Origin of the sequence: Streptomyces sp. NPDC052114 (assembly GCF_040680155.1) — a bacterium.
GTDB lineage: Bacteria > Actinomycetota > Actinomycetes > Streptomycetales > Streptomycetaceae > Streptomyces.
On record NZ_JBFAWC010000024.1, the window covers coordinates 93168 to 116989 of the forward strand.

Genomic DNA, 23822 nt, shown 5'->3' on the forward strand with positions numbered 1-23822 from the left:
ACTCGCGTCAGATGGCGTCGGCCTCGACCACCGGGCGGATGCTGCCGGCGACGCTGAGCGCCCGGTGCAGGGCCAGTTCCGCGGTGTCGGCCTCGGCCAGCACGATGCCGGTGCAGCCGCGCTGGTCGCCCAGGTGCTCCACGCGCCGCCCCGGCACCGCGGTGGGGTACCACTCGGGCGCGCCGGGGAAGGCGGGCAGTCCCTCCAGGCCGGACCAGCCGGTGAGGGTGCCCACGCGGTCGGCGTAGACGAGCACGAAGCCGGTGGCGGGCCCGCGGGCCGGGCCGTCGGGGACCGCGTCGAGCAGCGCGGGGCGCCGGCCGAGGGCCACCTCGACCATCGCGTCGTACACGTTCGCGCACAGCGACCGGCACAGGGCCTCGCCGACGAGCGCGCCGCCGATACGGCGGTTGATCTCGACCAGCTCCGGTCCCTCACAGGTCACCACGTACTCCACATGGGTGAAGCCGCGGTCGTGGCCCGCGGTGTCCAGGACACGCCCCACCCACTCCTCGATGCCGTCGAGCTCGGGGGCGGAGAGGGCGACGGGGAAGGCCGCCGCCTCCTCGCGGACGGAGGGCTCGGGGGAGAGCTGGCGGCTGAGGACACCGAGCAGCCGGGTCTCGCCGTCCCAGCTGAGGGCCTCCGCGCTGTAGACGGGACCGGAGAAGAACCGCTCGGCGAACAGCCGCCCGCTGAAGGGGCGTCGGGCCGCTTCGGCGAGTGCCGTGTGCAGCTGCCGCCTGTCGCGCACCGGCCAGACGTTGCGCGACGAGGTGCCCGCGGAGTCCTTCAGGACGGCGGGCAGACCGATCTCGCGGAGGATCTCGGCGGCGGAGGACGGATCGGCGGGCACCGCGAGGGCACGGCTGCGGCTCAGGCCCCGCTCGTGCAGCAGGGCGCGCACCCGGCTCTTGTCGCGCAGCACCCGCACCGCGTCCGGATCGGGTCCGGGCAGGCCGAGCCCCGCGGCCAGCTCGGCGCCGGGGACACTCCAGGTGTCGGTCGAGTTGATCAGCCCGCGCAGGTCGGGCAGGGCGGCGAGCGCGGTGGCGCAGGCGGTGTCGTCCGTGGTGTCGATGTCGACGATGTCGAGGGCGTCGGGCGGCAGTTGGTCGAGTTCGTGGCGGTAGACGTCACGGTCGCCGGTGAGCAGGCACAGCCGGTGCCCGGCGTGGCCTGCCGCGTCGACCAGACGGCCCAGGCCGAAGGTGAGGGCTTCCAGGGCGGCGATGGTCACGGTGTCCGGTCCTCGTGGGTGCGGGCTCCGGGCGGAGCGGTGGCTTCTGGGCGCGGGGCGGTGGGCTGTGCGTCGTGCTCGGGGGCGGGTTGCGCGGGCACGGCGGGGCGGCGGCGTACGTCGTAGCGCCGCCGCTGCCACTCCATGGCCGACCAGGGCGGGGCGAGGTCGGCGAGGGCGGTGATCTCGTGCGGCTTCAGGGCGCGCGGGTCGAGCGCCTCGTGGTGGCGGGCGAAGACGCGGTCGGTGTAGCGGTGCCCGGTGTCGGCGCCGATGACCAGGTGCGTGCGGCCGGGGTCGCGCGCGGCCTCCCAGCCCGCGACGAGGTGGGCAGCGCCGGTGGACAGACCCGCGAACACGGCGTGCTCGCGCAGCAGGCCGACCGCGCCCGCCATGGCGTGGCGGAAGTCGAGCCAGTGGAGGGTGTCGTAGAGGTCGTGCCGGACGTTGTCGAACGGGATCGAGCTGCCGATCCCGGCGATGAGCGCCTCGGGGTCGCTGAAGCCCTCGCTGCCGAAGGTGACGCTGCCGAAGGGCTGCACGCCGAGCAGGCGCACCGAGCGGCCGCGCCCGCGCAGCGCCTGGACGAGGCCGCCGCTGGAGGATCCGGTGCCCACGGCGCCCACCACGGTCAGCGGTACGCCGGGCAGCGCGCCGTCGACGAGGGCGGCGAACTCGCGGTAGCCGGTGTAGTGGACGGCGTCGTGGTACTGGCGCATCCAGTGCATGCCGGGCCGCTCCGCCAGCAGTCGGCGGACCCGGCGGACCCGGCCCTCCTGGTCGAGCGCGAGGTCCTCCGAGGGCGGCATCTGGTCCACGGTGGCGCCCAGGATCTCCAGTTGGGCGCGCATCGTGGCGTCGACGGTGGTCGAGGCGACGATGTGGCAGCGCAGGCCGTAGCGGTGACAGGCCAGGGCCAGCGCGAGCGCGTAGATGCCGCTGGAGCTGTCGACGAGGGTCTGGCCGGGCCGTACCGTCCCGCGCTCCAGCAGCGTGCGGACCGCGCCGAGGGCCGCGTACACCTTCAGGGTCTCGAAGCGGGCGAGCACGACGTTGCCGGAGAGCCGCAGCAGGTCCGGGGCCTTGATCGCGTCGGTGATGTGGTCGTGGACCGGGGCGGCGGCGAGCCGTCCGGCGGGGGCGGGGCGCGTGGCGGGGGTCGAGGTCACGGCGGCCGTCACCGCCCGATCGAGCGCAGGTAGCGGCCGAGCTTCTCGGCGCCCGTGACGTTGCGCGGGCCGCTGACCACGTCGCCGTAGGACAGCACGAGGAAACGGTTGTTCCGTACGGCGGGCGCCGACTTCAGGCGGGGGAGCGACTTGAGGTAGGCGATCTTCTCCTTGGCGGGCCGGTCGGCGTAGTCCACGATCACGACGACCTCGGGCCGGGCCTCGACGACCGGCTCCCAGCCCACCGTCGTCCAGCCCTTGTCGAGCTTCCCGAAGACGTTGGTGCCGCCGGCCGCGGCGATGATGTCGTTCGGCGCCGCGTGGCGGCCCGCGGTGAACGGCTGGTCGGTGCCCGAGTCGTAGACGAACACCCTGGCCGGGGCGCCCTTGTCGGGCCAGGTCCTCTTCAGCGCGGCGATCCGCTTCTTGAGGCCGCCAACGAGCTTCTGCGCCCGCTTCTCGACGCCGAAGATCCGGCCCAGGTCGGTGAGATCGGTGTAGAGCGCCCGCAGCGGCGGCACGTCGACGGCCTTGTCGCCGTAGTCCCAGCAGGTCTCGGTGTGCACATAGCTGGCCGTGCCGACCTCGTCCAACAGGGCCGGGGTGATGCCGCGTTCCTCGCTGAAGCCGGAGTTCCAGCCGGCCAGCACCCAGTCCGCCTTCGCGTCGACGACGATCTCACGGGTGATGCGCTCGGAGCCGAGACGCTCGACCTCTCCGTACTTCTCGCGCCAGGGCGAGCCCTTGACGGCGGGGTCGCCGAGTTCGTTCATCACGTATCCCCGCATCCGGTCGGCGAGCCCGAGCGCGAACATCTTCTCCGCGCCGCTGACGTCGTAGGCCACCGGGCGTTTCGGGCGGGTGTACGTGACGTCCTTGCCGCAGTTGGAGACCGTCACGGTGGCGGCCCCGCCGCCCGCCGCCCGTTCGACCTCGGCGCCGCAGCCGGTGGCCAGCAGGAGCCCGGTGGCGAGCAGCCCCGCGGCGAGGCGGCGGGGCAGCGAGGGGCCGCGGGGGCACGAGGGGCTGATCACGAGAGGGGTCCTTCCGGGGAGGCGTCGGCGGACGTGGGGGCTTCGGCGGACGCCGGCCCGAGGTCGTAGAGCAGTTGGGGGATCCCGGAGCGCGGGTGGGGCACGACCGACACCTCGACGCCGAACACCTTCCGGACCAGCTCCGGCGTGAGGACGTCCCCGGGCGCGCCGGCGGCGACCAGGCGGCCGGAGTCGAGCACGGCGATCCGGTCGCAGGCCTGGGCCGCCAGGTTGAGGTCGTGCAGCGCCGTGAGCACGGTCGGCCCGGAGCCGCGCAGGAAGGACAGCAGCCCCACCTGGTGCCGTACGTCGAGGTGGTTGGTGGGTTCGTCGAGGACCAGGAGACGGGGCTCCTGCACGAGCGCCCGCGCGACCAGCACGCGCTGGCGCTCCCCGCCGGACAGCGTGAGCACCCCGCGGTCCGCGAGACGGCCGACGTCCAGACGCTCCATCGCCCGGTGGCACAGCTCCCGCTCGCGGGCGGTCAGCGGGCGGTTGCCGGGCGCGTGCGGAGTGCGGCCGAGCGCGACCAACTCCGCCACGGTGAAGTCGAGTTCGATACTGCTCTCCTGGGTCAGCGCGGCGATCGAGCGGGCGCTGTCGCGCGGCTTCAGCGACGCCAGGTCGGCGCCGTCGAGCAGCACGGCACCGGACGTGGGCCGCAGCGCGCGGTAGACGCAGCGCAGGGCGGTCGACTTGCCGCTGCCGTTCGGTCCGACGAGCCCGACGACCGAGCCGGTCGCCACGTCGAGGGCAAGCCGGTCGACGAGGGCGCGCCCGGCGGCCTCGACCGTCAGGTCACGGAGGGAGAGGAGCATCTAGCGGCCCCCGAAGAGGTGGCCGCGGCGGCGCATCAGGGTGAGGAACACCGGGACGCCGATCAGCGCCGTGATCACTCCGAGGGGCAGTTCCTCGGGCGCGAAGGCGGTCCGGGCCACCAGGTCGACCCAGACCATGAAGCAGGCCCCGGCGAGCGGCGCCACGGCGAGCACCCGCCGGTGCGTGGCGCCGACCCAGATCCGCACCGCATGGGGCAGGACGAGACCGACGAAGCCGATCGCCCCGCTGACCGCGACGATCAGCCCGGTGACCGCGGCGGTGAGCACGAAGAGCCCGCGCCGCAGCGTGTGCGCCGCCACACCCAGGCCGGCCGCGGTCTCGTCGCCGAGCGCCAGCACGTCCAGCGCCCTGCTGTGCCGCAGCAGCACGACGACGGCGGTCGCGACGGCCGCCGTGACCAGCGGCAGGGACGCCCAGGACGCCGACCCCAGGCTGCCGAGCAGCCAGAACAGCACCGTCCGTGCGGCCTGCCCGTTCGGGGAGAGGAACACCAGGACGCTCATCAGCGCCTGGAATCCGTACGCGAGCGCCACCCCGGTCAGCACGAGCCGCAGCGGCGTCAGCCCCAGCGGACCGCGCGCGGCGAGGTACACGAGCACCGTGGCACCGAGCGCGCCGAGGAACGCGGCGGCCGACAGGGCGTAGACCCCGAGCCCGGCGAAGAGCCCGAACACCACGACCGCGGTGGCCCCCACGGAGGCGCCCGAGGAGATGCCCAGCACGAAGGGGTCCGCGAGGGAGTTGCGCACCAGCGCCTGGACGGCGACCCCGACCACGGAGAGGCCGGCGCCCACGACCGCGGCGAGCAGTACCCGAGGGGTGCGCACGTGCCAGACGATGGAGTATCCCGTCACCTCGTCCGCGCCGATGGTGCCTCCGGTGAGGGCCGCGGACACGAACCGCACGACGTCGGCCGGCGGCACGACGGTCGGCCCGAGCGCGATGCCCGCCAGGACGGAGACCACCAGCGCCACGGCGAGCGCGCCGAGTGTGACGGGCAGCCGGCCGCGACCCACGGACCCGGTCGCGGAAACGGCCTCGGTCATGACATCCCCTCATCCGTACGGAAGGTGGCGCGGGCCGTGCCGATCACCACCCGCCGACCACTAGTCGGACGCCGATCCGGCCTGGTTCCCGCCGAGTTCGCGCGGCGTGGACAGGAGGGTCGCGGGGAGTACGACGGACGGCGGGCGGTGACGGCCCCTCAAGGCCGTGCACCGCCCGCCGTCATGGGGACGTACGTGCCGTCAGCGCAGGCGCAGCGCCTCACGGACGGTCGTGAACAGGTCGGTCTGGTTGGTCACGCCGAGCACGCGGTACGCCTGCGGGCCCTGCGCCGCGATGCGGACCTGGGTGCCGGTGTGCTCCTGGGACTTGCCGGGCGTGTTGGTCGAGTAGTTGACCTTCAGCTGCTGGCCCTCGTCGGTGACGAGCGTCGAGGACAGGCCGGGCGGGGTGGCCTCCAGCGGCACGATCTGGCTGGTGTGCGCGTGGTCGGCGGTGGTGACGACCAGGGTGTCGGGGTGCTTGGCGGCGTAGTCGCGGGCGACCTTCACGGCGCGGTCGAAGGCGGCGGTCTCGCCGATCTGGCCGCACGGGTCGGCGGCGTGGTCCTGCTTGTCGATCGAGGCGCCCTCGACCTGGAGGAAGAAGCCCTGCTTGCTCTTGCCGGCCTTCTGCTTGGCCTCGAGGAGCTTGATGGCCTTGGTCGCCTGGTCGTCGAGGGCGGGGGTGCCCGCGGGACGGCCCGGGTTGGAGGTGGTGCAGCGCTGCGGGTCGGTGCCGCCCTTGGCCGCGGCCTTGCCGGTCCACTCGACGGGGACGTTGCCCGGGGCGAAGAGGCCGAGGACGGGCTTGCCGTTCTTGACGGACTTGACCTTCGCCAGCTCCTTGTCGTCGGTGACGACCTGGTAGCCGAGCTTCCGGGCCTGCTCGGTGACGGTCAGGCCCTTGTACTTGCCGTCGGTGACCTTCTGGTCGAAGCGCTGCTTGCCGCCGCCGAGGAGGACGTCGACCTTGTGGTTGACGCTCTGCTCGGCGATCGAGCCGGGGCCGCCCTTGGCGATGGTGTCCGTCGGGCACTTGGCCATGTCGGCCGGGCCCTGGCAGCTGCGGTCGGTGGCGTGCGAGGCGAGCACGGCCGGGGTGGCGTCGGTGAGTTCGGCGGTGGTCACCGAACCGGTCGCGTACCCCTTCTTCTGGGCCAGTTCGAGGAGCGTGGGCACGGCCTTGTCGGTGTCCGGCGTCTTGGAGATCCGGCCGTTGACGGTCTTCACGCCGGTCGCCCAGCCGCTGCCGCTGGCCGCCGAGTCGGTGACGTAGTCCGGCGTGCCGTCGGCGTGCACCGCGTAGGTGGTGTACGAGCCGGTCAGCGGGAACTTGTCCATGTTCAGGCGGCCGTTGGCACCGACCGTGTAGTCGCGGGCGAGGGTGATCTCCGAGTCGCCCATGCCGTCGCCTATCAGCAGGATGACGTTCTTCGCCTTCCCGCCCTTGATCGCCCGCTCGGCCCGCTCCTTGGTGTCGGAGGCGCCGGCCGTGGCGGTGACGGCCACGGCGGCGGTGGCGCCGGCGGCGACCACGGACGCGGCGACGATGAGGGTACGGCGCGAACGGCGCGCTCGGGACATTGGTGACTCCTCGACTGAGTTCAGGTGAGTTCGTGACTTGTCGATCACCTCACCAGTGCCACATGAACCGGAGGCGTCCTGCCGTCGGCACTTCAGTGACGCGGGGGAGGCCAGCCGGTCGGGTCGTCCGGTGCGGTCGAGCGGGCGTCGGCGGCGCTGCCCTGCGCGGCCCCGCCCTGCACGACCCTGCCCTCGACGACGCGCCCCTCGGTGCCCGGGGACGCCGTCCGCCCGTCCGGGTCGGCCGCCGGGTCCGCCTTCTTCATGGCCTTGGCCTCGGCCTTCAGTATGCGCGCCGACTTGCCCGCGGAACGGGCCAGTTCGGGGAGCTTCTTGGCGCCGAAGACGACGATGACGACGATGAGGATGATCGCGATCTCGCTCAGTCCGAACACTTCGGTCCTGTCTGTGTCGTGGTCGGGCCGGGTGCGGCGCGAGCCGGGGGTGCCGCTGCGGCCCGCGGCGCGGACCCGCGAGGAATCTACAGCACTGTAGAGGCCCGCGGGGGTCCGTCATGGCTGCGTACGGTGCCGAACCGGCCACGCAGGGAAGCGAGTTGTTTGGATGTCGTACCCTCCGTCCGGCTTTCGCCCTCCGGGCCGGATCCGAGCGTCTACAGTGCGACGAATGCGGTCATGACCTTGTTCTCGGAGTCGGGTCGGCGGCGGTCCGGCAACTTCTACAGCACTGTAGAGTTCCCGCATTCGTGACCCTACGGACGGACTGCACGACCATGCGGGCGGAGGAGTGAGCGCCGGTGAGCGGCAAAGGAAAGCGGCGGCGCGCCCCGGGCGGCGGCAGGACGACCCGGCTGACCCGGCGGGGCAGGGTCCTGCTCTGGATCGCGGGGACGTTCTCGGTGCTGATCCTCGCGGTCGCCGGGGTCGGCGCCTGGATATACACCGACCTCGACGGCAACATCCACGGGGCGGACGTCGACGGCAAGCTGGGCGGTGACCGCCCCGACAACCTCAGTCCCGGCTCCAAGAACATCCTCGTCGTCGGCTCGGACAGCCGCGACGGCGCCAACGCCGAGTACGGCAAGGGCCTGACGACGATGCAGTCGGACACGCTGATGGTGATGCACGTCGCCGCCGACCGGAAGTGGGCCTCGATCGTGTCCTTCCCGCGGGACTCCCGGGTGGAGATCCCGGCCTGCGACAAGGGGGACGGCAGCAAGTCGACCGCCCACCACTTCAAGATCAACGAAGCGTTCGCGATCGGCGGCACCAGCGGTGACGTCGCCGGGGCGGCGGCCTGCACCATAAGAACGATCGAGGCGAACACCGGCCTGCGCATCGACCACTTCATGTCCGTCGACTTCCAGGGGTTCAAGGGCATGGTCGACGCGCTGGGCGGCATCGAGGTCTGCCCGAAGACCGCGATCCACGACAAGAAGGCCCACCTCGACATGGCGGCCGGGTGCCAGACGGTCAAGGGCGAGAAGGCGCTCGGCTACGTACGCACCCGCTACAGCGTCGGCGACGGCTCCGACCTCGGACGCATCGGCCGCCAGCAGGAGTTCATGGAGGCCCTGGTGGCGAAGGCGCAGTCCAAGCTCACCAGTCCCAAGGCGCTCTACGGCTTCCTCCAGTCGGCCACCAAGTCGCTGACGACCGACGACGACCTCGCCGGCATCAAGCCGGTGTACGACCTCGCCTCCGAGGTCAAGGGGATCCCGGGCGACCGGCTCTCCTTCCTGACCGTGCCGAACTACCCGCGCGAGGCCGACGTCCCCACCGACAAGGCCAACGTGGTCTGGCAGTTCCCGCAGGCCGCCCGGCTCTTCGACTCCCTGGCCAGGGACAAGGAGGTCGACAAGGACGAGCTGAAGGCGAGCGGCAAGGACCCGGTGTACGCCTCACGCGTACGCGTCCAGGTCCTCAACGGCTCCGGCGAGACCGGGCGGGCCGCCGCCGTCGCCGAGGAACTGCGCGCCGAGGGCTACACCGTCGTGGGCACGGACAACGTGCGGGGTGGCTCGCGCGACACCGGGGTCACGTACGCGCAGGGCCAGGACCGCCAGGGCAAGGCGCTCGCCTCCCGCCTGCCGGGTGTCCGGGCGAAACCGGACGCCGGGGCGGTGAGCGGCACGGTGACGCTGGTCGTGGGCAAGGACTTCGAGGGGATCCGCTGACGCGGGGCCGCGGCGCGCCGACGGGTCCGCGGCCACGAAGAGCCACGGACCCCGCGGAGGGCGGTGGAGGCTACTCCTCCGCGTCCTCCTCCTCGTCCCCCTCGAAGAAGTCGCCCACCTCGTCGACCACCTCGGCCGCGACCATGCCCCCGACGACGCCGACGGCGAGACCGGCCGCGCCCGCGGCGACCGCCGTGCCCACGCCGGGGCCCGAGCGGTGGTGGCCGTGGTGGTCGTCGTGGCCGTGGCCGCCCGCGTAGGGGTCGTGATGGCCGTACGAGGCGTGCGTGCCGTAGGCCGCGCGGTGCTCCACCAGCTGCTGGACCCAGCCGTCGACCAGCGCGTTCCAGTCCTGGTGCCCGACCCCGTCGTGGCCGACGGAGAAGCGGGTGACCGCGTCGTGGCCCTCGGAGAGGAAGCCGCCGCGCTTGTCGGCCTCCAGGACGACCTCCATGCCGCCCGGATGGGCGAGGAACGTCAGCTCGATCTCGTTGACGGCGTGGGCGTACCGCGGCGCCGGGGTGAGCTCGATCTCCTGGTAGAAGGGGAGCTGCTGCCCGGTCCCGCCGATGCGGCCCAGCTCCAGGTCGGCGGAGCGGAAGCCGAAGTCCAGCTGTCCGAGCGCCTCAAGGACCGCCTCCTGCACCGGCAGCGGGCGCACGGTCAGCGGGTCCAGGTCGCCCTTGTCCTTGGCGCCCGCCACCGCGAGCTCGGTCCGCACGCCGAGCACGATGCCGAGCGGCTGGCCGTACAGCTCGGTGACCGGGGTCTCCCAGGGCAGGGTCACGCTGAACGGGACGCTGCGCCGCTCGCCCTCGGCCAGGCGGAACCCGCCGCCCACGGTGAACCGTTCGAAGGCGACGGCGCCTTCGCTCTCCCCGCCCTCGTGCTCGGCCTCGACCCTGGCGAGCAGTTCGAGGCCGATGTGCTCGATGTCGACGTCGGCGCTGCCGCCCTGGAGGTGGACCTGGCCCGACAGGGCGCCGCCCGGGTCGAGGACCGTGTCCACCGTGGGACCGCCCACCCCGAGCGAGCCGAGCAGCCGTTTGAACACCATCGTGGCGTTCACTCCTTATGTACGTGATGCACGTGGATGTACGTGTGAGCGCGAGGGACGGGCGTGACCGCCCTCACTTCCTCTACAGGCGAGTAGAAGCATAGGGGTGCCGAGGGTGCGCCGGTGTCCTATGGGAAGGCTCACTACCAGTGGGGTTTTACGCGACTGTAGAAGTGTGGCTAGTGTGCTCGCGATGTTCTGCGACGACGCGACACCCACATTTCCGGTAAGACGTGATCTCGCGGGCCGAGGTTCCCTGTGGGAGGCATCGTGAGCGAAACCGTCCGGTCGACCGGACGTCACGCCCTGCCGCTTCCGCCCCAACGGCCCCTCTCCGCCGCGGAGAAGGAGCCGGAAAGGGCCGCGAAGGCCCACGGGGGCCGCGCGGCGGCCCCGGGCGGCGCGGCGCGGGCCGCACCCCCGGCCAAGGGCCGGGACGCGTTCTTCGACAACGCCAAGTACCTGGCGATCGTCCTGGTGGCGATGGGACACGCGTGGGAACCCCTGCGCGGCGACAGCCGGGCCGCGGCCGCGCTGTACATCACCGTCTATACGTTCCACATGCCGGCGTTCATCGTCATCTCCGGCTACTTCTCGCGGAGTTTCGACGCGAGCCCCGGCCGCCTCAAGCGCCTGGTCACGGGGGTCGCCGTGCCGTACGTGATCTTCGAGGTCGCGTACACGTTCTTCAAACGGTGGGCGGGCGACGACCCGACGTACCCCATCAGCCTGCTCGATCCCTGGTACCTGACGTGGTTCCTGGTGGCGCTGTTCATCTGGCGGCTGACGACCCCGCTGTGGAAGGTCGTGCGGTGGCCGCTTCCGATCGCGCTCGCCATCGCCGTCCTCGCCTCCGTCTCCCCGGACATCGGCGACGACCTCGACCTCCAGCGCGTCCTGCAGTTCCTGCCCTTCTTCGTCCTCGGGCTCGTCCTGAAGCCCGCCCACTTCCAGCTGGTGCGGCGCAAGGAGGCCCGGATCCTGGCCCTGCCCGTGTTCGCGGCGGCGCTGGTCTTCGCGTACTGGGCGGCCCCGCGGATGAACGCGGCCTGGTTCTACCGCCGCGACAGCGCCCAGGAGCTGGCCGCGCCCGGCTGGGCGGGCGGCGTCATGACGCTCGCCATGTTCGGCTGCTCGATGGTGCTCGTCGCCTGCTTCTTCGCCTGGGTGCCGGGCCGCAGGCTGTGGTTCACGGCGCTGGGCGCCGGGACGCTCTACGGCTACCTGCTGCACGGCTTCCTCGCCAAGGGCTCCCGGTTCTGGGACTGGTACGAGGCCGACTGGCTGCACCGGCCGCTGGGCGAGATCACCGTGACCCTGATCGCGGGAACCGTGATCACCCTGCTCTGTACGCCGCCCGTGCAGCGGGCCTTCCGGTTCGCGATGGAGCCGCGGATGGAGTGGGCGTTCAAACGGGACGCGGCCGCCCTCGCCAAGGGCGCCGGGCGCGCGGGCAGACCCGAGTGAGCCGCCCGGCCCGGTCGCCCGCCGTCCACTTCGCGTGCGTCGCCGAGACGCCGCCCGCGGGCCACCGGGCCGTCCTGATACTGGACTCCGCCGACCGGGCGGTGGGACGGCTCGCCTACCAGGTCTGCCACGACTGCCGCCTCGGCCACATCGGCGACATCGCCGTCGCCGCCCACTGGCAGGGGCAGGGCCTGGCGCGCCACGCCCTGCACACCGTCCTCGCGCCGTGCCCCGGCTACACCTGGTCCACCTCGCGGCAGTCCGCCCAGGGGAGGCGCTTCTTCGCCGCGATGGCCGAGGAGACGGACGTCCCGTTCCCGCCCAGTGGCGTGCGCTGTCCGCACATGGTGCGCTGACCTGTGAGGACGGGGAACTCCAGCCCCGCCCAGACCGTTGTCCTGACACACCCACCCTGAGGAGCAGCACCTTGTCCGCCAGACCGACGGACCCACCGGGGCACAGTCCCCGACCATCCCGCCAGATCTTGATCAGCCGGACTGATCGCGGCACGCGGCGGGGTGGTGTTCGATGAGTGCCGCACTGGGACTGCTCGCCGTCTTCGTCCTCACGGCGGGCACCGGCTACTTCGTCGCCCAGGAATTCGCGTACGTCTCCGCGGACCGCCTCGCCCTGGCCCGCGAGGCCGAGGCGGGCGACAAGCGGGCCGCCCGCGCCCTGAAGGTGCTGGGGCGGCTGTCCTTCATGCTGTCGGGCGCCCAGCTCGGCATCACCGTCACCGGCCTGGTCGTCGGCTTCATCGCCGAGCCGTCGGTGTCCGCGCTGCTCAGGCCCGCCCTGACCGGCATGGGCGTGCCCGAGGGTGCCGTCGGCGGCATCTCCGTGGTGCTCGCCTTCGTGCTCGCCACCGTCGTCCAGATGGTCCTCGGCGAGCTCGCGCCGAAGAACCTCGCCCTGGCCGTGCCCGAGCGCCTCGCCAAGTCGCTGGCCGCCTCCACCCTCGCGTATCTGAAGGTGGTCGGACCGGTCGTACGGATCTTCGACAGCGCCGCCAACCGGCTGCTGCGGCGCGTCGGCATCGAGCCGGTCGAGGAGCTGCACCACGGCGCGACCCTGGAGGAGCTCGGCCACCTCATCGGCGAGTCCCACGAGCAGGGCGAGCTCCCCAAGGACACCGCCGCGCTCCTCGACCACGCCCTGGAGTTCTCCGAGCGCACCCTGGACGAGGTGATGGTGCCCCGCGCGGACGCCGTCTTCGTCCGCAAGGAAGCCAGCGCGGCCGACGCGATCGAGCTGATCGCCAAGCACGGCCACTCCAACTACCCCGTCCTCGGCGACCATCCCGACGACGTCGGCGGCGTCCTCGGCGTGCGCGAGCTGACCCGGCTGCCCGCCGACCGCCTGTCCGGCACCCCCGCGGGCACGGTCGCCAGACCCCCGCTGCTCCTGCCCGACACCCTCGAACTGCCCGACGCCGTGCGGCAGATGCGGGAGCGCGACGACGAGTTCGCCGTCGTCCTCGACGAGCACGGCGGCGTGGCGGGCATCGTCACGTACGAGGACATCGCCGAGGAACTCGTCGGTGACATCGCCGACGAGAGCGACACCGTCGTCGAGCTCGCCGTCCCCGACGGCCGCGGCTGGCTGGTGGACGCCGGGCGCCGCCTGGACGAGGTGGCCGAGGCCACCGGCATCGAGCTGCCCGAGGAGGACGACTACGACACCGTCTCGGGCCTGATCGTCGACCGGCTCGGCCGCTTCCCCTCGGTCGGCGACCGCGTCACCGTCGAACTGGCCGACGGCAGCGGCGCGCTCATCGACGTACGCACACTGGACCGTCACGTCGCCGAGCGGGTGCGCGTCGAGCGCATCGCAGGGGCCGTGGCGCACGACGCGGAGGAGCCGCACGCATGAGCTTCCCCATGGCCCTCTTCGTCACCGTCCTGCTGCTGATCGGCAGCGGCTTCTTCGTGGCCGCCGAGTTCGCGCTCGTCGCCGCCAAACGCCACCGCATGGAGAAGGCGGCGGCCGACGGACAGCGCGGCGCCAAGGCCGCGCTCTCCGGCATGCGGGAGCTGTCCCTGATGCTCGCGGGCGCCCAGCTCGGCATCACCGTCTGCACCCTGGGCCTCGGCTCGCTGTCCAAGCCCGCGATCTCGCACGAACTCGACCCGCTGCTGCACGAGCTGGGCCTGCCCAGCGGCGTCAGCTACGGCGTCTCCTTCGCCCTCGCGATGATCGTCGTGGTGTTCCTGCACATGGTCGTCGGCGAGATGGCCCCCAAGTCCTGGGCCATCGCCCACCCGGAGCGCTCGGCGATGCTGCTCGCCCCGCCCTTCCGCGCGGTGGTGAAGGTCGTGCGCCCGCTGATCCTGCTCCTGAACAAGGTCAGCAACGCGCTGGTACGGCTGTGCAGGGTCACCCCGCGCGACGAGCTGGCCTCAGTGCACAACCGCGAGCAACTGACCCATCTCGTCGAGGAGTCCGAGCGGCTCGGCCTGATCAGCGAGGCCGACTCGGAGCTGATCACCAACTCCCTCACCGAGCCGTACACCCCGGTCGGCGACCTCCAGACGCCCGCCGAGACGATCACCTCCGTGCGGGCGCAGGCGGGCATCGACGACGTCCTCGCCACGGCCGCCGCGCACGACCGCAGCCGCCTGCTCGTGTTCGACGGCACGGTGGTCGCGGGCTCCGTGCACGCGCGCGACGCGCTGATCGCCCGTGCCCGGGGCCGGACGGCCACCGCGCGCGACCTGGCCCGCCCGGTGCCGGAGCTGGCCGCGCGGGACACGGTCGGCCACGCCATCGAGCAGCTGCGCGAACGCCGGGCCTCGCTCGCCGTCGTCCGCGACGGGGACGGCCGGCTCACCGGCATGGTCACGCTCGACGACCTGCTGGCCCGCCTGACGCACGCGCAGGCGGCCTGACCGGGCCGCGCGGGAGCCGGGGCCGGACCTAGCGCGCGTGCGCCTGCCAGGTCCGGCTGATCTCCCGCATCAGCGGCGGGTACACGAGCAGATGGCGGAAGGGGCCGATCGCGGCCATGTACGCCTTGCCGAAGAGGCCGTTCGGCTTCACCAGGACGGCCATCTGCCCGCGGTATCCCCCCTTGCCGTCGGGGACCCAGCTCATGTGCATCACGCCGTGCACGGTGCGGTTGGCCATCTCCGAGGCCCACTCGTCGTCCGTGCGGTAGACCGACGTGAACGGCAGCGTGGGGAACTCCGGGCCCCGCGGGCCCTCGCGCAGATCGGCGGGGAGCCGGTCGCGCAGCGTGGGGACACGGCGGCCGACGCCCGCGTCGGGATCGTCCCAGCCGAGCAGCCTCCCCAGCTTCCAGCGGATCGAGAAGAGGGTGCGGGCGATCCAGGACGGGGAGCGGGAGGTGTCGCCGCCGGCCGTGTCCTCGATCAGGAGCGGGAAGTCGTCGGGCCCGCCCGGTGTCGGCAGCGCCCACACGTCGTAGAGGCGGAAGTCCGGGGTGATCTCGTGTATCCGCCAGGGCCGCGAGGTGTGCGCGGTGTTCGGGAGCCTCATGCGTGGACCTCCGTCAGTCGTGTGCGGGACCAGAGGGACTACTTGTGGCGGGAGAAGAGGGGGAGGCGGGGGAGGGGGCGTCCGCGGGCCCGGGGTACGCGGAGGGGGCGAGGCCGAGGACGCCCGTGACGGCGCGGACGGTGAGCCACTCGTCGTGCGGCTCCTGTCCCGCCAGGGCGGTCACGGTGCCGTCGAGCGCGCCGACGAACGCGAGCGCGAGGGTGCGGACCGGCGGCCCCTGCGGGATCGTGCCCGCCGCGCGGCCGGCGCCGATGAGCCGTTCGCAGCGCGTGACGAGAAGTTCGTACGCTCGCTCGATCTCATGCCCGACGGGGTGGTCCTGTCCGCTGAACTCCAGCCGCAGCGCGGTCGCCACGCGCGCGCCGTTGCGCCGGCAGTAGAGGGCGTGGCCGCGCGCCAGGGCGAGCAGGGCCGGGACCGCTTCGGGCTCGCGCTCGATGAGCGGCTCCACCTCGCGCGCCCAGGTCTCGCCGACCCACTGGATCACCGCGAGCGTCAGATCCTGCTTGTCCTTGAACTGGTGGTAGAGGGCCCCGCGGGTGTATCCGGCCTCGCGCGCGACCTGTTCGAGCGCCAGATTGCCGTAGCCGTACCGGGACAGGCCCCGGGTGGCCGAGGCCAGCAGGGCGTCGCGCGTGCGGGCGCGGCGCTCGGCCTGGGTGACGCGCTGGGCACCTACATTCATGTATGTATGTTACTGCGACGCTCCGGTGCCGTGCCAGTGAGGGGTACCGGGAGAACGGGCCGGGGGGCGCGAGGGGTGGACGACCGCCGCCGGAGGTCGGTCCGGCGGCGACCGTCCAGAGCGCGAGAGGCGACAACTCCCCTCTTCGGGCCTCGTCGCGCGGGGTGTCCTCTGCGGCCGGGCGGGGACGCGGGAATCCCCCTGCCGGAACGGGCAGAGAACAGGGGCCGAGGCTGCGACGTCGGCGTGCAGCCCCGGCGGGCCTGTGGTCGAGCGCGTGTCCGCGACTCAAGGGCTGGGAGTCGGCAAGTTGTAGTCGGCGCGCTGCACGTGGGGCGCGCGCCTGTGCCGTTGGAACCGAGGCTAGCCGTCTTCCGTTCTGATCGGTAGCACGGACGCCCAACCGGCGCCGCCATGGCGCTGGTTGGCCGTCCGCGCGTGCGGGTCGGGGCTGGTGGCCGCGTGCGGCGGCGGGCCGTGGCCGTGGCGGCGATTGGCCGTAAACGGTTCACATCATGGCCATGGCATGATCTCCGAGTGACCGTCGTACCGAGATCGCTCAGACGCGCCGGGGCCCTGACGGCGACCGCCCTGCTCCTGGCCGGATGCGGACTCTCCGAGGAGCTGGACCGCGAGGCGAATCCGGAGCGCACGCCGGCGCCCGTGGCCACGCGGCCGGACCCGACGCCGACGGACCCCGGGGCGGGCCTGCCGGGCGACGCCTCCCGCGGGCCCGGCGCGCCCTCGCCCACCGCCGGGGGCTGCCCGAGGTCGGGCGTCACGACGGCGCCGGGAATGGTCACCGCGGCCATGGGGCTGCGCGCGATGTCGGTGACCGTGACCAACTGCGGCAAGGACGTGCGCGTACTCAACGGCTACCCCGACATCCGCGTGCGCGGCGTGGACCGACAGCTGTTCGACGTGACGGTGCTCAAGGGGACGGAGCCGGTCACCACCATGGACGACCCGGGCCCGCGCCGCGTCGAGCTGGAGCCGGGCGAGTCCGCGTACACCTCGCTGGTGTGGCGGTACTCCGCCGTGGATGCGGCCACCAGGAGCGGCAGCGGTGTCTACGTGGAGATCGGCACCGCCAAGGGCGCGCCGCGCCGGACCATCGAGCCGGACGGCGGCCTCGACATCGGCGAGACGGGCATGCTCGGCACGACCGCCTGGCAGAAGAGCCCCTCGGACGACACCGGGCGGGACGGCGCCACCCGGCCCTGAGGCCCCAGCGCCGCCCTACCACCATGGCTCAGGGCCCCGCGCCGCCCCACCGTCGTGGCTCAGGGCTCCAACGCCGCCCCACCGCCGTGGCTTCAGGGCACCCGCGCCGTCCACTCGGCGGTCGAGAACTTGGTCCGCACGAGCTCCTGGGCGCGCGCCATCTCCTCGTCGGTGACCTTGCCCGGCGTCAGGCCGTAGCGCCCCCGGAACGAGTCGATCATGCGGTCGATGACCGCCTCGCGCGGCAGCCCCGTCTGGCGGCGCAGCGGGTCGACGCGCTTCTTGGCGCTCTTCGTGCCCTTGTCGGACAGCTTCTCCTTGCCGATGCGCAGCACCTCCAGCATCTTGTCCGCGTCGATGTCGTACGACATCGTCACGTGGTGCAGCACCGCGCCCGCCGCGCCCCCGGGCGCCACCGTGCGCTTCTGCGCGGCGCCCGCGATCTTCCCCGCCTCCGTCGCGATGTCGTTGAGCGGCTGGTACCACGCCTTGATCCCCATGTCGGCGAGCGCGCCGAGCACCCAGTCGTCGAGGTAGGCGTAGCTGTCCTGGAAGGAGAGGCCCTGGACGAGGGCGTCGGGCACGGACAACGAATACGTGATGGTGTTGCCGGGCTCCACGAACATCGCGCCACCGCCGGAGATCCGCCGCACGACGTCGATGCCGTGCCGGGCCGCGCCCTCCGGGTCGACCTCGTTGGCCAGCGACTGGAAGCTGCCGATGATCACGGAGGGCGACGCCCACTCCCACACGCGCAGCGTCGGCGGGCGCCGCCCCGCCGCCACCTCCTGGGTCAGCACCTCGTCGAGCGCCATGTGCAGCGCGGGCGGCTGCGGTCCCTCGTGCACCAGCTGCCAGTCGTAGTCGGTCCAGTCCGTCGCGTGCGCGAGGGCGCGGCGCACGGCGACGCCGATCCCCTCCGACGTCAGGCCGTACATGACGGTGCCTTCGGGGAGCGCGGCGTCGATGCGGGCGGCAAGCCCCGCCGCGTCCGTGTCGGCGGGGGCGCCGTCGAGGGCGCCGTTGATCGCGTCGAGCGCCTCGTCCGGTTCGAGGAAGAAGTCACCGGCCACACGCGTGTGCCGCAGCTCGCCGCCCTCGACGTCCAGGTCCACCACGACGAGCTTGCCGCCGGGGACCTTGTACTCACCGTGCACCGTGCTTCCTCCATGCCCCAGGGGCGCAGCGCCCTCGGCTCGATGTTCCGAATCGTCCCCCAACGCTAGCCGAGCCCCGGAATGTCCGGTGGGGTGCGGGAGCGGCCACCCGGGAGTGCATCCCTGCGGGGCCGACCGGCCGAAGAAGGGTGAGAAGAGGCAGCCGAGCTGGCAGTGCGAACTGACAGTGAGTCCTGTCCGCGCCGGCACAGCTTTTGGAGTCCCACGATGAACGTCTCGGTCGTCCTGTTCACCTCCGACCTGCGGGTGCACGACCATCCGCCGCTGCGCGCCGCCGTCTCGGGCTCCGACGCCGTGGTCCCGCTGTTCGTGCGTGACCGGGCCATCGAGGGCACGGGCACGGTGGGGCCGAACCGGCAGGCGTTCCTCGCCGACTGCCTGACCGACCTCGACCGGCAGCTGCGCGACCGCGGCGGCCGTCTGGTGCTGCGCACCGGCGACCTCGTCGAGCAGGTGCGGGCCGTCGTGGCGGCGACGGACGCCGACGAGGTCCACATGGCGGCCGGCGTCAGCCGGTACGCGCACGACCGCGAGCGCCGGCTGCGCGAGGCCCTGGAGTGGGACGGGCGGCGGCTGTACGTCCACGAGGCCGTGGTCACCGTGGTGCCGCCCGGCGCCGTGACCCCGGCCAACTCCGACCACTTCGCCGTCTTCACGCCGTACTACCGCCGCTGGTCCGACCAGGGCGTGCGGGCGGTGCTCGACGCGCCGCGCACCGTGCGCGTACCGGACCACGTGCGCTCGGACCCGCTGCCCGCGCGCGACGACGTCGAGGACGTCTCACCCGGGCTCGCGCGCGGCGGCGAGAGCGCCGGCCGCAAGCAGTGGAAGGCGTGGCTGCGCGACGGCATCGACGGCTACAGCGACCACCACGACGACCTGGCGGGCGACCTCACCTCGAAGCTCTCGCCGCATCTGCACTTCGGCACGCTGTCGGCCACCGAACTCGTCCACGGCGCCCGCGCCCGCGGCTCCGAGGGAGCGGGGGACTTCATCCGGCAGCTGTGCTGGCGCGACTTCCACCACCAGGTGCTCGCGGCCCGGCCGAAGGCGGCCGAGGCCGACTACCGCACGCGCGGCGACCGGTGGCGCTCGGAGAAGTCGGCGGCCGACGAGATCCGCGCGTGGCAGGAGGGACGCACCGGCTATCCGGTCGTCGACGCCGCGATGCGCCAGCTGCTGCACGAGGGCTGGATGCACAACCGCGGCCGGCTGCTGACCGCCAGCTTCCTGGCCAAGACGCTCTACGTCGACTGGCGGGTGGGCGCCCGCCATTTCCAGCGGCTCCTGGTCGACGGGGACGTCGCCAACAACCAGCTCAACTGGCAGTGGATGGCGGGCACCGGCACGGACAGCCGGCCCAACCGCGTGCTCAACCCCGTCCTCCAGGCCAAGCGCTACGACCCGGACGGCACCTACGTACGCCGGTGGGTACCCGAACTGGACGGCCTCAAGGGCGCCGCGGTGCACGAGCCGTGGAAGCTGGAGGGCCTGGAGCGGGCCCGTTACGACTACCCGGACCCGCTCGTCGAACTGGCCGACGGACTCAGCCGGTTCAAGCAGGCGCGGGGCATCGACTGAGGGACACGTCCGGCGGGACACCTCCGCCGGGACACGTCCGCATCGACGGAAGGGGCACCTCTACAGGGACACCTCTACAGGGACACCTCTATGGCGACCGCGGCGGCACTTTCATGACGCGGCGCGGTCAGCCGTTCCGGGACGGCGGGGGCGGCGGCCCTCGGCCGGGTCCAGGCCGTCGCGCAGGGCCCGCAGCCCGCGCCGCGTATGGCTCTTGACCGTGCCCAGCGGCAGGCCGGTCCGCTCCGAGATCTGCGCCTGCGTCAGGTCCGCGTAGAACGCCAGCCGCAGCACCAGCTGCTGCGAGGACGGCAGGTCCGCCAGGTGGCGCTGGACGACGAGCCGGTCCAGGGCCTGCTCGGTGACCGGTCCGACCGTGGGAGCCGTCTCCTGACGGGCGCCCACGGCGGCCACGATCAGGGCCCGTTTGCTCCGCGCGGCGAGCGCGTCGGCGATCTTGTGGCGGGTGATGCCCATCAGCCAGCCGCTCAGACCGCCCGCGCCGGGCCGGTAGCCCTGTCTGCCGCGCCAGGCGGCGAGGAACACCAGCTGCGTCACGTCCTCGGCGTCCGGGCCGTCGCCCAGGGCACGCCCCGCCACCCCGAGCACGAGCCGTCCCCAGCGCCGGTAGACCGCCGCGAGGCAGCGTTCGTCCCCCGCGGCGAAGCCGGCCGCGAGCTGCGCCTCCCCGAGCAGGTCCTCGGGACATTCGCGCTGCCGAAAGCCCGCGCGAGCACCGGAGTTGACCACTGCCATACCCTCACCCCTCGTACTGTGGCCGTTGTCCGCTCAGATTGGTGACAGTCAGTGAGAGGCGGCAACTCGCAGCGTTTGTGCGTCGTATGGTCGCCGGATGAGTGCTTCCCGGATCCCCGGACCCTCCTGGCAGAGCGATGCCGATGCCGCGCTGACCACCGGATCCGTCGCCCGCAGACTCGGCGTCGCGCCGACCACGCTGCGCTCGTGGGAACGGCGTTACGGCATCGGACCCGTCCACCGCGAGGAGGGTCGGCACCGGCGCTGGACCGCCGTGGACGTGGGACGGGTGGAGGAGATGTGCCGCCTGACCGCGCTCGGCGTGCCGCCCGCCGAAGCCGCGCGCGTCGCCCTGCAGCAGGCCGTGGCGGAGGCCTCGTCGCGGGAACGCCACGGCGGCGACCCCGGAACCCTTCCCCTCGGCAACGTCCGCCAGGAGTGCCGCGGCCTGGCGCGGGCGGCGGTCCGCCTCGACGGGCCCGCCGTCGAGGCGCAGTTGCGGGCGACGATCGGCGAGCACGGCTTCACCACGGGGTGGGAGGAGGTCATGGCACCGGCGCTGCACGCCATCGGACGCAAGTGGGCCTCGTCCGGGGAGCGTTACGTCGAGGTCGAGCACCTGCTCTCCTGGCACGTCTCCTCCGCCCTGCGCCACGCCCCCGGCACCTGCGCCGCCGCCCCGCCCGCCGCCTCCCCGTCGGCCGTTCCGCCCGTGCTGCTGACCTGCGCGCCCGGCGAACAGCACACGCTCCCGCTGGAGGCGCTCGGCGCGGTGCTGCGCGAACGGGGCCTGCCCACACGGATGTTCGGCGCCGCGCTGCCCGCGGAAGCGCTGTACGAGGCGGTGCGGCGCATCGGCCCCGCGGTGGTCGTCCTCTGGGCGCACTCGCGCGGCACCGCCGACCGCGCGCTGGTCCACCTCGTGGCCCGGGTGGAACGCGGCGTACGCGGCGCCCGCACGCACCCCGTCGTCCTGGTCGCGGGCCCCGGCTGGACGATGGCGGCGGACGGGTACGGGCCGGGGGTGGAGCGCCTGACCGGTCTGCGGACTGCGGCGGACCGGATCGAGTCGTTGCTGGTGGCTTGAGGGGACTCGTCCTGTGGCCGGTGGGCCGCCGACGGCGGGTGCGGGCGGTTGGCGTGGGCCGCGGGCGCAGGCGGCGGGCGCAGGCGGTGGGCGCGGGTGGCGGGTTCGGGCGGTGGGTTCGGGCGGTGGTCGAGGTGTCGGGCGACTGCTGAGGTGCCGGGCGACTGCTGACGTGCGTGGCCCGCGGAGCTAGCCTGCGGATCATGTTCACGACGCGTCCCACCCTGCAGGGCACCTTCGGCATGGTGTCGTCCACCCACTGGCTCGCCTCCCAGTCCGCGATGGCCGTACTGGAGGACGGGGGCAACGCCTTCGACGCCGCGGTCGCCGCGGGGTTCGTCCTGCACGTGGTCGAACCGCACCTCAACGGCCCCGCGGGCGAGGTCCCGATCATCCTCGCGCCCGCCGCAGGCGAGGTGCGCGTGCTCTGCGGCCAGGGCGGCGCGCCCGCCGGTGCCACCGTGGCCCACTACCGTTCCCTGGGCCTCGACCTGGTGCCCGGCACCGGACCGCTCGCCGCCGCCGTGCCCGGCGCGTTCGACGCGTGGATGCTGCTCCTGCGGGACCACGGCACGAAGTCCCTCGCCGACGTCCTCAAGTACGCCATCGGGTACGCGGAGGACGGGCACCCGCCCGTCGAGCGGGTCTGCGAGACGGTGGAGACGGTACGGGAGCTCTTCGAGCGGGAGTGGCCCTCGTCCGCCGAGGTCTACCTCCCCGGAGGACGGCCGCCGCGGCCCGGGGAACCGTTCCGCAATCCCGCGCTCGCGGCCACGTGGCGGCGGTTGCTGGCGGAGTCGGAGGCGCAGGCGGAGACGACGGCGGAAGCCGTGGCGGGGGGCGACGCCGTGCGCGTCGCGCAGATCGAGGCCGCGCGCGAGGTGTGGCGCGGCGGGTTCGTCGCCGAGGCGCTCGTGCGGCAGGCCGGGCGGCCCACCCTGGACACGAGCGGGACGCGGCACGTGGGGACGCTCCACGCGGACGACCTGCGCGGCTGGTCCGCCTCCTACGAGGACCCCGTCACGTACGACTGGAACGGCTGGACCCTGTGCAAGGCCGGGCCCTGGAGCCAGGGACCCGTCCTCCTCCAGCAACTCGCGCTGCTGCCGGAGGACCTCGCCGATCTGCCCGCGTACGGGTCCGCTGCGTACGTCCATCTCCTCGTCGAGGGCTGCAAGTTGGCGATGGCCGACCGGGAGGCCTGGTACGGGGACGCGGGGGCGGGGGCGGCCGAGGACGTGCCGGTGCGCGAGCTGCTCTCCGCCGAGTACAACGCGCTGCGGCGGGGGCTCATAGGGGAGAAGGCGTCGTACGAGCTGCGGCCCGGGGCGCCGGGCGGGCGCGGGCCCCGGCTCTCCGCGCATGCGACGGCGGTCGCTTCGGGGGAGCCGGGGTCGGCGGCGGGTGACGCGAACCGTGGTCTCGGCGCGGCGCTGGGGGCCGGGGAGCCGACCGTGGCCGGGGACGGCGGCACGCGGGGCGACACCTGCCACCTCGACGTCGTCGACCGCTGGGGCAACATGGTCTCCGCCACGCCCAGCGGCGGGTGGCTCCAGTCCAACCCCGTCGTGCCCGAGCTGGGCTTTCCGCTCGGTACGAGGCTTCAGATGGCGTGGGTGGAGGAGGGACTGCCGAACTCGCTGACGCCGGGGCGGCGGCCCCGGACGACGCTGACGCCGTCGCTGGCGCTCAAGGACGGGGTGCCCGTCATGGCCTTCGGCACCCCGGGCGGCGATCAGCAGGACCAGTGGCAGGTGCACTTCTTCCTGGGGGTGGTGCTGCGGGACGCGGTCCGGGGCGGCCTCGACCTCCAGGGGGCGATCGACGCGCCCAACTGGCACACGGACGCCTTTCCCGGGTCGTTCCATCCGCGCGAGATGCGGGCGGGGAGCGTGACGGTCGAATCGCGGACGGACCCCGCAGTGGTGGACGGGCTGCGGAGCCGGGGGCACGAGGTGACGGTGGGAGGCGCGTGGTCGGAGGGCCGCCTGTGCGCGGTGTCGCGGGATCCCTGGACGGGGGTCCTGTCCGCTGCGGCGAACGCACGGGGGATGCAGGGGTACGCGGTGGGCCGCTAGTCGCTGGCGGGGGCGCCTCGGACGGTGCGCCTTCTGTCCGTCTCGGGGGCGGGGCCGCGGGGGTATGTGCGTACTCGCCATCCCTGCGCCCCGCCCCAAGTCCAAAGACGCCATCGCCCGCTCAGTGCTCCGTTCGCACA

21 protein-coding genes are annotated in these 23822 nt (G+C 73.2%); 9 read left to right on the forward strand and 12 right to left on the reverse strand.

Features of this window, described 5'->3' with window-relative positions; all coding sequences use genetic code 11:
* Positions 1–7: 7 nt before the first annotated feature.
* From AB0L89_RS36555 to tatA, 7 genes are all read right to left on the reverse strand, one after another.
* Positions 8–1240, reverse strand: a complete 1233-nt coding sequence (locus AB0L89_RS36555; protein ID WP_365151340.1) for an ATP-grasp domain-containing protein — start codon at positions 1238–1240, stop codon at positions 8–10.
* On the reverse strand, positions 1237–2409 hold the full coding sequence (locus tag AB0L89_RS36560) for a pyridoxal-phosphate dependent enzyme (protein WP_365151343.1): 1173 nt from the start codon (positions 2407–2409) through the stop codon (positions 1237–1239). The genes AB0L89_RS36555 and AB0L89_RS36560 overlap by 4 nt, the downstream gene beginning before the upstream one ends.
* An 8-nt stretch (positions 2410–2417) precedes the next feature.
* On the reverse strand, positions 2418–3443 hold the full coding sequence (locus tag AB0L89_RS36565; RefSeq protein ID WP_365151346.1) for an ABC transporter substrate-binding protein: 1026 nt from the start codon (positions 3441–3443) through the stop codon (positions 2418–2420).
* Entirely contained in the window at positions 3440–4261 is an 822-nt protein-coding gene (locus tag AB0L89_RS36570; protein ID WP_365151349.1) for an ABC transporter ATP-binding protein, read from the reverse strand. The genes AB0L89_RS36565 and AB0L89_RS36570 overlap by 4 nt, the downstream gene beginning before the upstream one ends.
* Positions 4262–5329, reverse strand: coding sequence for an iron ABC transporter permease (locus AB0L89_RS36575; protein ID WP_365151352.1), 1068 nt, complete (start codon positions 5327–5329; stop codon positions 4262–4264).
* 201 nt (positions 5330–5530) lie between these two features.
* Positions 5531–6913, reverse strand: coding sequence for an alkaline phosphatase (gene phoA, locus AB0L89_RS36580; protein WP_365151355.1), 1383 nt, complete (start codon positions 6911–6913; stop codon positions 5531–5533).
* A 92-nt stretch (positions 6914–7005) separates the two neighbouring features.
* Entirely contained in the window at positions 7006–7308 is a 303-nt protein-coding gene (gene tatA / locus AB0L89_RS36585; protein ID WP_365151358.1) for a twin-arginine translocase TatA/TatE family subunit, read from the reverse strand.
* Positions 7309–7724: 416 nt separating this feature from the next.
* On the opposite strand from tatA, the gene AB0L89_RS36590 reads away from it, so the two are divergent.
* On the forward strand, positions 7725–9050 hold the full coding sequence (locus AB0L89_RS36590; protein ID WP_365151411.1) for an LCP family protein: 1326 nt from the start codon (positions 7725–7727) through the stop codon (positions 9048–9050).
* A 70-nt stretch (positions 9051–9120) separates the two neighbouring features.
* Here the strand turns inward: AB0L89_RS36590 and AB0L89_RS36595 are convergent, their stop codons facing one another.
* The gene (locus AB0L89_RS36595) at positions 9121–10107 is read right to left on the reverse strand and encodes a sporulation protein (protein ID WP_365151361.1); all 987 of its coding nucleotides are present in this window, start codon (positions 10105–10107) and stop codon (positions 9121–9123) included.
* A 270-nt stretch (positions 10108–10377) separates the two neighbouring features.
* On the opposite strand from AB0L89_RS36595, the gene AB0L89_RS36600 reads away from it, so the two are divergent.
* The 4 genes from AB0L89_RS36600 (at position 10378) to AB0L89_RS36615 (ending at position 14462) form a co-directional block, all read left to right on the forward strand.
* Positions 10378–11574 carry an acyltransferase family protein gene (locus tag AB0L89_RS36600; RefSeq protein ID WP_365151364.1) on the forward strand — a complete coding sequence of 399 codons (1197 nt, stop codon included), beginning with the start codon at positions 10378–10380 and terminating at the stop codon, positions 11572–11574.
* On the forward strand, positions 11571–11930 hold the full coding sequence (locus AB0L89_RS36605; RefSeq protein WP_365151367.1) for a GNAT family N-acetyltransferase: 360 nt from the start codon (positions 11571–11573) through the stop codon (positions 11928–11930). The genes AB0L89_RS36600 and AB0L89_RS36605 overlap by 4 nt, the downstream gene beginning before the upstream one ends.
* A 172-nt stretch (positions 11931–12102) precedes the next feature.
* Positions 12103–13446, forward strand: coding sequence for a hemolysin family protein (locus AB0L89_RS36610; RefSeq protein ID WP_365151369.1), 1344 nt, complete (start codon positions 12103–12105; stop codon positions 13444–13446).
* On the forward strand, positions 13443–14462 hold the full coding sequence (locus AB0L89_RS36615; RefSeq protein ID WP_365151372.1) for a hemolysin family protein: 1020 nt from the start codon (positions 13443–13445) through the stop codon (positions 14460–14462). The genes AB0L89_RS36610 and AB0L89_RS36615 overlap by 4 nt, the downstream gene beginning before the upstream one ends.
* Positions 14463–14490: 28 nt before the next feature.
* Here AB0L89_RS36615 and AB0L89_RS36620 read toward each other — a convergent pair whose 3' ends face one another.
* Together AB0L89_RS36620 and AB0L89_RS36625 are read right to left on the reverse strand one after the other, a co-directional pair.
* Positions 14491–15072, reverse strand: coding sequence for a DUF2867 domain-containing protein (locus tag AB0L89_RS36620; RefSeq protein WP_365151375.1), 582 nt, complete (start codon positions 15070–15072; stop codon positions 14491–14493).
* A 13-nt stretch (positions 15073–15085) separates the two neighbouring features.
* On the reverse strand, positions 15086–15778 hold the full coding sequence (locus AB0L89_RS36625; RefSeq protein WP_365151378.1) for a TetR/AcrR family transcriptional regulator: 693 nt from the start codon (positions 15776–15778) through the stop codon (positions 15086–15088).
* Positions 15779–16315: 537 nt separating this feature from the next.
* Between AB0L89_RS36625 and AB0L89_RS36630 the strand changes: the two genes are divergently transcribed.
* Positions 16316–17002, forward strand: coding sequence for a DUF4232 domain-containing protein (locus AB0L89_RS36630; RefSeq protein ID WP_365151381.1), 687 nt, complete (start codon positions 16316–16318; stop codon positions 17000–17002).
* A gap of 92 nt (positions 17003–17094) precedes the next feature.
* Here AB0L89_RS36630 and AB0L89_RS36635 read toward each other — a convergent pair whose 3' ends face one another.
* Positions 17095–18159 (reverse strand): biotin/lipoate A/B protein ligase family protein, encoded by a 1065-nt coding sequence (locus AB0L89_RS36635; RefSeq protein ID WP_365151384.1) that lies wholly within the window; start codon positions 18157–18159, stop codon positions 17095–17097.
* A gap of 228 nt (positions 18160–18387) precedes the next feature.
* Here AB0L89_RS36635 and AB0L89_RS36640 point away from each other — a divergent pair, with 228 nt between their 5' ends.
* Positions 18388–19761, forward strand: a complete 1374-nt coding sequence (locus AB0L89_RS36640; protein ID WP_365151387.1) for a deoxyribodipyrimidine photo-lyase — start codon at positions 18388–18390, stop codon at positions 19759–19761.
* 111 nt (positions 19762–19872) lie between these two features.
* Here the strand turns inward: AB0L89_RS36640 and AB0L89_RS36645 are convergent, their stop codons facing one another.
* Entirely contained in the window at positions 19873–20517 is a 645-nt protein-coding gene (locus AB0L89_RS36645; RefSeq protein ID WP_365151390.1) for a sigma-70 family RNA polymerase sigma factor, read from the reverse strand.
* 97 nt (positions 20518–20614) lie between these two features.
* On the opposite strand from AB0L89_RS36645, the gene AB0L89_RS36650 reads away from it, so the two are divergent.
* Both AB0L89_RS36650 and AB0L89_RS36655 read left to right on the forward strand, forming a co-directional pair.
* On the forward strand, positions 20615–21604 hold the full coding sequence (locus AB0L89_RS36650; RefSeq protein ID WP_365151393.1) for a MerR family transcriptional regulator: 990 nt from the start codon (positions 20615–20617) through the stop codon (positions 21602–21604).
* A 203-nt stretch (positions 21605–21807) separates the two neighbouring features.
* Positions 21808–23682: a gamma-glutamyltransferase gene (locus tag AB0L89_RS36655; RefSeq protein ID WP_365151396.1), complete on the forward strand. Its 1875-nt coding sequence runs from the start codon at positions 21808–21810 to the stop codon at positions 23680–23682.
* The last annotated feature ends 140 nt before the right edge of the window (positions 23683–23822 follow it).